Source organism: Paenibacillus lacisediminis (assembly GCF_046567315.2).
Map to the genome: position 1 here is coordinate 29,586 of NZ_JBKIAX020000033.1, position 12,396 is coordinate 41,981.

Annotated in this window: 12 protein-coding genes; all 12 read right to left on the reverse strand. The window is 54.3% G+C overall.

The genetic code is table 11. The features are described 5' to 3' along the window. Nucleotides 1-58 precede the first annotated feature (58 nt). A complete protein-coding gene (locus tag ACLD72_RS32025; protein ID WP_411003563.1) occupies nt 59-823 on the reverse strand; it encodes a WecB/TagA/CpsF family glycosyltransferase in 765 nt (254 codons plus the stop codon). Nucleotides 824-828: 5 nt separating this feature from the next. Then, on the reverse strand, nt 829-2,034 hold the full coding sequence (csaB, locus tag ACLD72_RS32030) for a polysaccharide pyruvyl transferase CsaB (RefSeq protein WP_411003550.1): 1,206 nt from the start codon (nt 2,032-2,034) through the stop codon (nt 829-831). Further along, nucleotides 2,007-4,025 carry a DUF5693 family protein gene (locus ACLD72_RS32035; protein WP_411003551.1) on the reverse strand — a complete coding sequence of 673 codons (2,019 nt, stop codon included), beginning with the start codon at nt 4,023-4,025 and terminating at the stop codon, nt 2,007-2,009. The genes csaB and ACLD72_RS32035 overlap by 28 nt, the downstream gene beginning before the upstream one ends. Before the next feature lie 203 nt (nt 4,026-4,228). Continuing rightward, the gene (locus ACLD72_RS32040) at nt 4,229-5,947 is read right to left on the reverse strand and encodes a phospho-sugar mutase (RefSeq protein WP_411003552.1); all 1,719 of its coding nucleotides are present in this window, start codon (nt 5,945-5,947) and stop codon (nt 4,229-4,231) included. A gap of 26 nt (nt 5,948-5,973) precedes the next feature. Continuing rightward, entirely contained in the window at nt 5,974-6,396 is a 423-nt protein-coding gene (gene fabZ, locus ACLD72_RS32045) for a 3-hydroxyacyl-ACP dehydratase FabZ (RefSeq protein WP_411003553.1), read from the reverse strand. A 297-nt stretch (nt 6,397-6,693) separates the two neighbouring features. Next, the gene (locus ACLD72_RS32050) at nt 6,694-6,894 is read right to left on the reverse strand and encodes a DNA-directed RNA polymerase subunit beta (protein WP_411003554.1); all 201 of its coding nucleotides are present in this window, start codon (nt 6,892-6,894) and stop codon (nt 6,694-6,696) included. A 12-nt stretch (nt 6,895-6,906) separates the two neighbouring features. Then, nucleotides 6,907-7,731, reverse strand: coding sequence for a flagellar hook-basal body protein (locus tag ACLD72_RS32055; protein ID WP_411003555.1), 825 nt, complete (start codon nt 7,729-7,731; stop codon nt 6,907-6,909). Nucleotides 7,732-7,759: 28 nt separating this feature from the next. After that, the gene (locus ACLD72_RS32060; RefSeq protein WP_251591868.1) at nt 7,760-8,662 is read right to left on the reverse strand and encodes a flagellar hook-basal body protein; all 903 of its coding nucleotides are present in this window, start codon (nt 8,660-8,662) and stop codon (nt 7,760-7,762) included. A gap of 78 nt (nt 8,663-8,740) precedes the next feature. Further along, nucleotides 8,741-9,739: a rod shape-determining protein gene (locus ACLD72_RS32065; protein WP_411003556.1), complete on the reverse strand. Its 999-nt coding sequence runs from the start codon at nt 9,737-9,739 to the stop codon at nt 8,741-8,743. Nucleotides 9,740-9,979: 240 nt separating this feature from the next. Beyond that, nucleotides 9,980-10,264: a sporulation transcriptional regulator SpoIIID gene (gene spoIIID, locus ACLD72_RS32070; protein ID WP_009223751.1), complete on the reverse strand. Its 285-nt coding sequence runs from the start codon at nt 10,262-10,264 to the stop codon at nt 9,980-9,982. 295 nt (nt 10,265-10,559) lie between these two features. Further along, nucleotides 10,560-11,309, reverse strand: coding sequence for a M23 family metallopeptidase (locus ACLD72_RS32075; protein WP_251591864.1), 750 nt, complete (start codon nt 11,307-11,309; stop codon nt 10,560-10,562). 107 nt (nt 11,310-11,416) lie between these two features. After that, nucleotides 11,417-12,396, reverse strand: a 980-nt coding sequence (gene spoIID, locus ACLD72_RS32080; RefSeq protein ID WP_458476515.1) for a stage II sporulation protein D, incomplete at its 5' end; no start/stop codon positions are given.

Below are 12,396 nucleotides of genomic sequence, written 5' to 3' on the forward strand. Positions count from 1 at the left end.
GAAAGACCAACCCCGAATTTGTGCAAAATTCCGATGTTTTGCCCATAAATCGTGACTTTTAGCCCATTTTCGTAAGGTTTTCTCTGTCCCGCAGCACACGTAGCGCAAATCTAGGCAGCGCAAGCATTCTGCGGAAACGGGCAGGTTCCTTCAATAAACGGTACAACCATTCCAGGCGGAGCTTGCGAAAAGCGATTGGAGCTCTTTTCGTGCGTCCCGAAATGACGTCAAAGCTGCCGCCGACTCCCATCATCACTGGCACGCCCAGCTTTTCCTTGTACTTAGCGATCCAAGGTTCCTGATTGTCCGCTCCTCGAGCGACAAACAGCAGGTGCGGAGCGACTTTGACGATCTGTGCGACGACTTCTTCATCCTCATCCGGCCCAAAAAAACCGTCGCGGTACCCTGCGATCTCCGCCCCGGGGTACTGGAGCGCCAGCCGCCGGGCGGTTTCCTTGACCACTTCGGGCGTGGAGCCAAGCAAATACACCCTCCATTGGTGACGTTCCCCCTGCTTCATCAGTTCGTGCAGCAGCTCATACCCCGGTACCCGCTCGGTCACCGGGTCCCCGCCTTTTTGTGCGGCCCACACCAGCCCGGTGCCATCCGGAATTACAAGCTCGGCGTCCTTCATGACCGCCATATAGTCCGGATTCTCCAGGCCCGCCATCATCATAATCGGATTGGCCGTAATCACCTGATGTGGCTTTCCTTCGTTGGCCGCCCGGGTCAAGTAGGCTACCGTATCCTTCATTCCCCATTTGCAGACGGGAACACCGTACACCGATACCGTAGGAATCCCTTCTTTTGAGTTCGTCAACACCTTGCTCACCCTTTGCTCCGTAAAAATTCCACGATCCGCCGCGCTGGCACGCGCGCCTCACGTTTGAGGCCGGCGATTTGCGAAGTCCGCGTTTTCCGCCAGACATCGCCTTCCTGCAGAAGGCGTTCGCCCTCGGCGGCTAAAATCCGCGGGTCCAGTTCCTCCGCCGTGCCGATTGGGACGCTCCCGATTCGACCAAGGAATTGGTCGATTTTCGGGTCATACGAGACGCCGAGCAGCGGCACGTTTTGCGAGGCGGCGTAGATCAAGCTGTGCAGCCGCATGCCGATCAACAGGCTGCACTCGCTTACCTCCCGCAGCATATCCTGCGGGTGCTCCGTCTCCGGCGCAATACTTACGGCGCATCCGCGTTCCGCCACATTTCCGAGCCGATCCATCACAAAACGCGAAGCTTCGTCATCACCCGGGAAATGAAACGGCAAAAAGCGGATATGCACCGACTTCCGTCGACAAAGGAGCGACAGCCCCTCGGCCAGCTGCGTAAGCTCGGTCCGCTGCCGATTCCAGAAGCGCACCGATACGCCAACGACCGGCAGAGGGGAACCGGAGTCTGGGCTTGAACCTTCCGTTTGCCCAGAGGTTGCAATGGAAATGCTCTCGTGTTCAGGCGAAACACGTTCAACCGGTGAATCCGCGCTGCTCCCGCCTTCCGGCAGCGTCAGCGCCATTACCGGGTCCGGGACCACTTCCACGTCGCCGCCGCGCAAGCCCATGCTGCGCAGCAGAGCGGCCGATTCCGCATCGCGGACGGAGATATAATCACAACGCCGGAAAACCGCGGCGATCAGCGGGCGGAAAAATTTGCGTTTCACCGGACCGATACCCTGGGCATAAACAAAGGTAGGCTTGCTCATCCATTGGGCTAGTTTGATAAAGCCCAAATAATAAGGAATTGTCATGACCCCCGTAGCGTCCTGCAGCAGACTTCCCCCACCGCTGATTAATCCGTCGCTGCTTTTTATAGCCTTCCTAACCTCGCTGAATTTCATCCGGTGCACGGCTTCGACGCCATACGTCCGGCGCGTCCATTCCGGATCGTTCGACAGCACGACCGGCTTAATGTCGATACCCGAGGTTAGCCCCTCTTCTTCCAGCGCGAGCAGGATCGACTTCAGCACCGCCTCGTCCCCGCTGTTGCGAAATCCGTAATACCCCGACAAAACTATGGTTCTAGTAGTCGCGGCGACCATTTATCCCAGCACCTTTCAATGATTTGCCAAACCAGTACGGCAATCAGTCCGAATACCAAACCAAGCCCGAGGCCCAGCACGTCGCGAATCAGGGAAATCGCCGCCGGCGTATGAATATGGGCGAACGTGTCGACCATCGACAGCTGCCCCATCACCGCCACAATCATCGCAAAAAACGCCCAGCGGTACCGGAAAGCGGCGAAGACGCCGACGATAAACAGCGGATGCGCCAGCAGAAACTCCTTGTTGCGCGGGCGTACGCCAAACGTGTTCTCCAGGAACGAACGGAAGGCGGCTTCGCCCGGCAGAAGCGTGCCGGCATTCCCTGTACGGGTCAGGTAATAATACGCAGCGGCGGCAAGTACAACCGCAATTACGACCAAAAGTACCGTGATCGGCATCTTCATCCAATTCTTAAGCTCTTCCCATACCGAATTGCCCCGGTACAGGAACACGTAGACGGCGATTAAAAAAATCGGCAACATATGCAGCAGGCTGACACCGCGGAACTGATTCAGAACGAGGCTGTACGTAATATTGTTCAGCAGCGCAATCACGAACGGCACCGCGGCGAGCGAAATAATCGCTGTTTTGACGTACAATACTAACGTATGCGTCAATCTTCGTCCGCTTGTCATGCCCGGATGCTTGTCCCGCAGCTCCTGAGTCTTGCGGATCGCCAGCACCATCGCCACGGTCGGCGCACTGATCGCCACGAACAAAGCGAGCGCTTGCTCCAGCATCGCCGGCTTCAGCACATACAACCCCGCTGAGCCGATCAAACCAAGGGCAAAAGCGGCCAACGTCAGAGACGGCAGATAACAGGAAATCAGCAGAGCTACAAAAGCGACACCACCCAAAACGACCAAAGCTTTCAAATATTTCTGCCAACTGGAATCATGAATTTCGAAAGGTTCCGCCGTCCCCAGCTCAAATCCGTTGTTTTCGATACGCTGAATCGCATTCCCCGGAGCCAGCAGCGAATGAACCAGATTGTCGAGCGGGTTCGTGATCGCCGCTTTGCCGGCATCCTTGGACGGGGAAGCATTCAAATAAATCATCCGGATATTGCGGTCCTTAGCGGCCAGTACAAAACGGTCAGCCAAAGTAGCCGTATCCTGACCGGCTTCCGCATCCGCCAAAGAATGCAGCCGGACAACGTTGTAATCGATCAAATACGCCAGCTTGTTGAAACCTTTTTGCGGCGCCTTCAAGCCTTCGATCGCGGCGATACCGATGTGATATTTGTTCAGCAGCTCGGCAAAGCCCTGCAAGCTGTTCATATTTTCATTATCGTTATACCCCTTGACGGAATCCCCGTCGAATAAGATGCGGGTTACACCGTTTTCGGCGTAAAAAGCCAGTTGCCGGTCCATCGCTTCCTGATTATAAGGCTTGCTATCCGAAAGCCGGGGTAAAATTTGAAACCCTTTGTCCCGCAGCATAGCAAATGCGATAGGATCCTGCGGCATCGGTTTCAGAACGGCTTCTTCCATGCTCATTCCGATGATCAAGCCGCCGTGGCCTTGATACTCCCAATTGGCCACCGGGACGTCCAGACTCCGGAACGTTTCCTCAATCATTGGCCGAAGCTGCTTCTCGTTCTCCTCACTAGTAAAAGCGATATAAGTGTAATTGCCATCCGGGGAAATAACGGATTGGTTCAACTTTGCCGCTTCGAGCGCGCTAAACATCATAATCCGGCGCGTTTTCGACAACTCGTCGAGCGTGCTTTCAAACATCGCCATCGTGTGAATTCCGGCTGTTTTTAGCCGATCGAGCTGCTCATTCATATACGCCGCCGGATCCGCCTTATAAGAAGCGATCTCCACCAAACCGCGATAATTGAACACAAACTCCACCTTGTTTGCGGATGACTCCGTTTCCACCCGTTCATAAATCACCGGCAAGGAAGACACGATTCCGACAATCACCAATATCCACAACCATTTGCGGGAAAAGTTATTCCACCGCTGCCAACTTCGAATCACAAAGGTACCTCCTCAGAATGCATAAATGCAGTTGCTTATCGGCTAAAGTTCGGGTTACCCCTATCAAGAAGACAACTGCAAAAGTACACGTACGATGAAGCCGTCCATGAAACCAATACCTTCATCATAAATGCACCATTGCAGCTAAATCTTCTCAAATTGTCATTTAAAGTCTAAGAAAATGTAACAGGTATTCTCAACGATTAAGCATCAACGCGGGCCAGCACTTCTTCCTGCATGTGTCCAAGCCGCGTGGCCGCATCTTCATTGGACGTACCGCGGACACCGAAATAAAATTTGATTTTCGGCTCCGTGCCCGAAGGCCGCAAGCAGCACCAGGAACCGTCCTTCAGCAAAAATTTCAGCACGTTTTCCTTCGGCAATCCGTCCAGGCCAAGCGAGTAATCGAGCATTTCGCCGACTCGTACGTCTCCGATTTGCTGCGGCGGATTGCTGCGGAAATCCTCCATCAACGCGCTGATTTTAGCCAGACCGTCCTTGCCTTTCAGCGTACGCGACGCTAGCGCTTCCCGGTAATATCCGAACTGCGCGTAAAGTTCCTCCAGCACGTCGATCAACGTTTTACCTTGGCGCTTGTAATAGGCCGCCGCCTCGCAGATCAGCGCCGAAGCTACGACCGCGTCTTTGTCGCGAGCGTAATTGCCGGCCAGATAGCCATAGCTTTCCTCATAGCCGAACAAATAAGTATAATCCTGGTGTTTTTCGAATTCGTTCATTTTCTCGCCGATATATTTAAAACCAGTCAGTGTATTAAACACAGTGGCTCCGTAATGGCGGGCAATCGCCGCGCCAAGCTCGCTGGTGACGATCGTTTTGACGACCGCCCCGTTTGCCGGGAGCGTCCCCGCTTCTTTCATTTGGCTTAATACATAGTGTACAAGCAACGAGCCCGATTGGTTACCGGTAAGTATTTCATATTCGCCGTTTGCCGTTCTGACAACAGCCCCCATCCGGTCCGCGTCCGGATCCGTTCCGATCAGCAGATCGGCTCCCACTTGTTTACCCAGCTCAATCGCCATGGCAAACGCCTCGCGCTCCTCCGGATTCGGCGATTTCACCGTGGAGAAGTTCGCGTCCGGCTGCTCCTGCTCCTTTACGATGTGCACTTGCGTGAAGCCCAGCTTCTCCAGCACGCGGCGCACCGGCACATTGCCCGTACCATGAAGCGGCGTAAAGACGACGACCAAATCTTGGGCCGCCCCTGCCAAGAGCAGCTCCCGATTCACACTGGTGCGGGCGACCGTCTCCGCAAATGCTTCATCCTCCGCTTCGCCCAGCCAAACGAGAAGTCCCTTCGCCTCCGCTTCCTCGCGGGTCAACCGCTTCACCTGCGCAAACGCGCTGACTCCCTGAATGTTCGCAATCACGCGTTCCGCTTCATGCGGCACCAATTGACCGCCCGAAGCGTTGTACACTTTGTATCCGTTATACTCCGGCGGATTATGGCTGGCCGTAATGACGATCCCTCCAGTCGCGTGCGAAGACCGTACGGAAAAAGAAAGCTGCGGCGTAGGGCGAAGCGATGGAAACAACTTAGCGACAATCCCGTTGCCGGCCAACACTAACGCGGCCTCCAAGGCAAACTCCGGCGAAAAATGGCGGCAATCATGGGCGATAACCACCGACGGTTTCCCTTCCTTGCCGGCATGCGCTTCCAGAATATATTGGGCGAAGCCTTGCGTAGCCCGCGCCACCGTATAGCGGTTCATCCGGTTGCTGCCGGCGCCGATCACGCCGCGAAGTCCGCCGGTCCCGAATTCGAGATCCCGGTAAAAACGGTCCTCCAGCTCCTTCGGATCGTTCTCTAAACTACGCAATTCCTGTTTGGTCGCTTCATCCACGGAAGGGTCCTGCAACCATCCTTCTACTTTTACTTTGATGGATGCGCTGATTTCAGTCATGGCTTATGCTCCTCCTTATTTTCTCCTTATTGCAATGCGAACATAATCTCGCCTTCGGCAACTACCTTCTCGTCGACCTTGGCCACCGCATGTCCTTTGCCGATCGAGCCTTTCAGGCGGATGATCTCAACCTCCAGGCGAAGCGTATCGCCGGGAACAACTTGACCGCGGAACCGGAAATTGTCCAATCCGGCCAGGAAGCCGATTTTACCGCGATTTTCCTCCACCTGCAACATCGCCGCGGCCCCTACCTGGGCAAGCGCTTCCGTGATCAGCACGCCGGGCATGACGGGATACTCCGGAAAATGTCCGATGAAAAACGGCTCATTGATCGTCACGTTTTTGATCCCAACCGCGCGCTTTCCTGCCTCCATCTCCACGATCCGGTCAACCAGCAAAAACGGGGGGCGATGCGGAATGATCTCTTGTATCTGTTTAATATCCAACATATGTATCTCCTTTCGATTTTAAAAAATAGCGGATGACCTCGCCTGAATAAAACGGCAGGCATTCGGTCAAACTGTAGTTATCCTTCGCATCTGCGCAAAGCGAAGGTTAAGATAAGGGGCTTATCCGCAGGCGACGCCAACGCCGCTTACGGATGAAGCCCTTTTGAATTGTTTTTTCGCCATACGGTCCCCCATCATTATACATTTTCCGCAGGCAAAAAGAAAACTCCCGTTGTCGGGAGTTTATGGACATTTCCGTTCAATTTCTTCTATTTAAAGAAGGTTCAAAACTTCCTCTTAAGGAGCGAACACCAGATCAAACACATGCCGCCAGGTGGCCCATTGCCAGATGTCCGAAGCGTCCTGCTTCCCGAACACAACGTAACCGACGACGGCGCCTCCCACCAAAGCGACGATAAGGAACAATAGGATAAGTACGATGCGCAGGATTACGATCCAGGCAGCCCGCTTGGGTGCAGGGCGACTTTCTTCAGTCATGGAACTCCCCACCTATCCGCGCAAGTTGTTGGCCAGACCCATCATCGTCTCGCTGGACGTTAAAGCGCGTGCCGAAAGTTGATAGGCCCGCTGCACCTGAACCATCTCTGCCATTTCATCGGTCAAATCCACGTTGGATTGTTCCAACGCTCCCTGCCGGACTCCAGCCTGTTTCCCCACCGGAAGTGTCAGCGTATCAACAAGCGCATCGGCTTCATTTACGCCGTCAGCCAATACGAACAAATTACCGTCCCGTTGACGCAGCGCCTCCGGCCGCTCCGGCGTCAGCAAAGCTATCCGGCCTGCTTCCGTCACTTCTTCCCCAAGCGTCGCCCGGATATTACCCTCACCGTCAATTGCCAATTTGGCTCCAGCCGGAATTTCAATCGGTTCTCCGTCCGACTTAAGCACCACATATCCCTGGTTGTTCATCAGATAGGAGCTTTCCCCATCATTCGGATTCGGCTGAATGTGAAAATCTCCGGCCCGTGTATAGGCTTTGACCCCATCCGGCGTCAGCACGCTAAACAGAGCGTTTCCTTCGATCGCCAGATCAGTGGTGTTCCCGGTTTCCTTGATCGAGCCTTGCTGAAAATTCAACGCCACATGGGACAATCTCGAACCAAAACCCAAATTAAATCCGGACGGCGTTGCCCGACCCGACAAATTATTAAATTTGGGAATTTGCTGCTGAACCTCGGTCAATGTATCTTCAAACGACGCCTCTTTACGCTTATACCCTACGGTATTCACATTCGCGATGTTATCGGCGAGCAAATCGAGGCGCTGCTGGATTCCGCCCATCGATACCATGGCGCTGATCATGGAGTTGTTCATGCCGTACCTCCCTATTCCCTAGCACACGTTATACGCGGCCGATCTCATTTACCGCTTTTTCCAAACTCTTGTCATAATATTGGATGATTTTCTGATTCGACTCATACGCCCGTTGGGCAGCCATCAAATCGACCATCGACTGGGCCGCGTCCACGTTGGACACTTCCAGATATCCCTGGCGAACGATGGCGCCGTCCGTACCTGGCACAAAATCACGGATACCGGCGGCCGCTTCATCCTGCGCGACGTATACGCCGTTGCCTTCACGGACCAATTGCTGCGGGCGATCAGCGATGGCGATGCCGAGCGTTGCAACCGGAACCGTCGTCCCCGTAGTGTTATCGAAAGTCGTCAACTCTCCGGCGGCATTGCTGGTTAGGCTGTCCACCGACATTCCGGATTCCAAAACGATAGCGTTCCCTTGACCATCCAAAACGCGGTATCCGGTCGAAGTTCTCAGCTCGCCGGCAGCGTTAACCGTAAAATTTCCGTCTCTCGTGTAACGGACATTGCCGTTCTCATCCGCCACGGCAAAAAACGCCTGCGGCTGATAAGTCACCGTACCGTCTTGACCGACATATTTCCCCGAAGCGTCGAACGCCATCGGCTGACCGGTGGCTGGGTCATTCAAACTCAAGCTGGAAACAAGGGCAAAATCCGTACTTTTTTGTGTTTCCTTCAGATCGCCCTGAATGAACGAAGGCAAACTTTCCTCCGCAAACACCCCGGTCACCAGCTTTCCGATGGGTGCGGGGCTTCCCGACTGCTTGTCTCCCATTAAAGCGATCAGCATCTCCGGAAAAGAGTGCGCCACCGAATTCACCTGTTTGTACCCCGGTGTATTGAGATTGGCGATATTTTGCGTCACCGTATCGTGGCGCCGCTGCTCCGCCAGCATACCCGAAGCCGCCGTATAAAGACCTCTTAACATGGCCTTCCCTCCATCAGCCTAATTTTATGTTCAATTGCCCTATGGACAATAACATTCCTTCATTATAATATCGGCGGATCAGATCTTTTTCTTGAGGGCCTTGTCCAAATTGTCGAGCATGATCCCGGTCCCCTTCACGACACAGTGCATTGGATCTTCCGCGATCAGCACCGGTACGCGCAGCTCTTCCGCCAGCAGCTCGTCCAATCCGTTCAGCAGAGCGCCTCCGCCGGTCAAAATCACCCCGCGGTCGATAATGTCGGCGGATAGTTCCGGCGGAGTGCGCTCCAGCACCGATTTGGCCGCTGCTACGATGGACGAAACCGGATCGGCGAGCGCTTCCTGCACTTCGTTCGCCGTAATCGTCACGGTCAGCGGGAGCCCCGAAACCATGTCCCGCCCGCGGATATCCATTTCATCCGATCGTCCGTTCGGATAGACCGTTCCGACCTTGATTTTGATATCCTCCGCCGTCCGTTCGCCGATGAGCAGCTTGTACTTCGTTTTAATATATTTAATAATGGCGGCATCAAACTTGTCCCCTGCAACTTTGATGGACGAAGCCGTGACGATGTCCCCCATCGAGAGCACCGCCACATCCGTCGTCCCGCCGCCGATGTCGACAACCATGTTGCCGCTCGGTTCGTAAATATCCATTCCGGCCCCGATGGCTGCCGCCTTCGGTTCCTCTTCCAAGAAAACTTCTTTGGCGCCGCTGCGCTCCGCAGCCTCGCGAATCGCTTTCTGCTCTACCGAGGTGATGTTCGTCGGCGCACAGATCAGAATACGCGGGTGGCTGTACCAGCTTCTTCCCCCAACGCGATCGATAAAATACTTCAGCATCGTTTCCGTAATTTCAAAATCGGCGATAACCCCGTCCCTCAAAGGACGAATCGCGGTGATGTTGCCCGGCGTACGCCCCACCATTCGCCTCGCTTCTTCGCCAACGGCCAGAACGCGCTTTCCTTCACTGTCAATAGCCACAACGGAAGGTTCGTCTAGAACTACTCCCTTTCCCTTGATATGAATCGCCACATTGGCCGTGCCTAAATCAATACCAATATCCTTGCTCATCATCACGATGCTCCCCCAAAGCGTATTTTTAACGGATCACGGAAAAGACGGTACAGCCATTTCCAGAGCCCCATGGTAAAAGTCCCATATCTCAGAAGTCGGATTCGACAAAAGCCGATCATAATCGTTAAAATTCGGGATTAATGGATGAAACTCCACGATCTTATACCTTAGTTAAAAATACCATACTTTAGGGGATGTGTTCAATCCTAATCAGCTTAGAGCAGCCTTAATATTTACTCATTAGTTTACCGAGCTAATCACCTCGCGTTTGGATTGCCCTTTTTTCTTATACTTGATCTTGGTCGCTTCTCCACCCCGCAGGTGACGGATCGACTTGTGGTACTCGAGAATGTGTTTGACCTGATCGGCCAAATCCGGATTGATCTCCGGCAGACGTTCCGTTAAATCTTTGTGCACCGTGCTCTTCGACACGCCAAACTCCTTGGCGATCGTTCGAACCGTGTGCCGCGTCTCAACGATGCACCGGCCTATTTTAATCGTCCGTTCCTTGATGTAATCGTGCACGCTCCCGCCTCCCTCTGCTTCGAGATAGTTTGGTACATTATATGAGTGGCGGGCCTATATATTCTTTGTTTCCAAGCCTGACAAGCTTCCGTGGAATCAATTTATTTTTGGGGCGCACAAATGGCTGCCGCCTGGCGGGGGGAAAAGTGCAAATGGCATTGCGTTTTTCGGGGAGATTGCGGTGGAGGCCGAGAAATGCTTGGGGATGAAAAAAACGGAGGACTTTCGCCCTCCGTCATACATACGATCCGATTGGCCGGATCGCTTCTGCGTTATGTTGATTCGCCGGGTATAATTAGTTCTTCGGAAGAACCGTTTGCGGATTCACCAGCTCGTCGTTTTCATAAACAGCGAAGTGTACGTGGTTGTCGAGATCTTTTTCCATCTCGTTGCGTCCGGCGCTGCCGACCACATCGCCCTGCTTCACTTCGGCGTCCTTCTTCACTTTTACATCCGACAAGCTTTCGTACACGGTTTTCAGGTTGTTGGCGTGGGTAATTTCCACGACATAACCGAGCAGCGGAACTTCCTCCACCCGCGTCACTTTACCGCTCATTGCGGCTTGAACATCAAACGGCTTGCCGTCTTCGCGCGCCAGGTCGATCCCGGTGTTCGGCGTAAACGTATCGTTATACTGCACCAATGCCGCCTGATGCTCCTCCGCCGTAGCATCCTTTTCATAGAATGGCTTAACGACGGATACCTCGGACACATTCGCGACCGGCCATGCCAGATCTTCGGAGGAAGCGATCACTTCGGCAGCTTCTCCGCCCTGAGCATTCTCTTGGCCCGTCACATCTTCTTCGCCGGACAGGTTTACGGAGTCGGTCACGCTGGCGGGGGTCGAGTCCAAGGGCTTGTTGCTCGCATCCTGGTAGACCCACACTAAGGTTAGTATAATTGCCGCTGCCGCCACATATGCTGCCGGGTAAACCCATCTCTTTGACAATAATCTTTTCCACGAAGATACCGGAGCAACCGGTTCCCCCAATCCAATTTTAGGAGATTCCTCGCGGGACTGTTTCTTTTGATCTTGTTCATTCATTTGGTCATCACCTCAGTAACCATTGTTACCGGGGCAGATTCTTTTATACTCGGATTATATTAAAATTTCAAAAAAAGTAAGAATACAAGTTTGCAATACTCTTTCGGCTACTTTAAAAAATGCGAGGTCTGCTGAAAAGCGATCCCCGTATAGTAGTGTTTTAAAATCTGTGTGGCCGTGAAGCCCTGTTTGGCCATGCCGTTGGCCCCCCACTGGCTCATTCCGACACCGTGGCCGTATCCGTAGGTGGTGATTTTCACCTTGTCAGCGTCCAGCGTCATCGTAAACTGGCTTGAGCGCAGATTCAGCTTTTCCCTCAGCTCTCGGCCGGTGTACTCTTTGCCACCGATACGAACTTCTTTCACTCGCCTCCCGCTTGTCCAGGACAACACCTTAAACGGGACGGATTTGCGAGAGGCGGACACCTGCCGGCTCTTACCGCTGCTTCCGAAAACGGCTTTGACGTCCTCCGGCATCTCCTGGCCCAATTTGCTGAACAGTTCCGTTACTGACATGCTGACGGTTTCCCGGTTTTTGGGGTTGATGCTTGCGTCCCAAGGGCTTGGAACGCTGCGTAAGTATGGAATTTTCAAAGACCAGTATTCCTCGGAATTTTCCGTATAGCCTCCGCTGGAGGAAAAAAAGGACGCGGTGATAGGTTCGCCCCGGTAGGTCATAACGATCCCCTGCGTTTGCCGGACTGCCTCCTGCAGCTTGGCCAGTTGCTCGGCTTTGCCGTTTGTTTTCCATCCGTTTAAAGCGGAGCGGGAAAGGTAGACTTGATGGCCGACCGTATCGGTAACGTCGGCGTCTCCCGCCGGGACGCCGCTCGTGTCGCCGGCGGCCAGACGGCGGACGATGAAGGTGCGCGCCGCGATTGCCTGCGCTTTGAGCGCCGCCAGCTCAAAGTCGGCCGGCATTTCGGCGGCGATGACGCCGGTCACGTACTGTTCGAGCGGCACGGTTTCGACGGCGCCGGTGCGCGACAGGTAGACGCGCACCGGCGTGTCGTCCGCCAGCGGGGCCGGGGCCTCGCCGGCCTGCGCTGGCGGCGCAGCGGCGCCAGCCGCGCCGGGCGCGCCCGGCT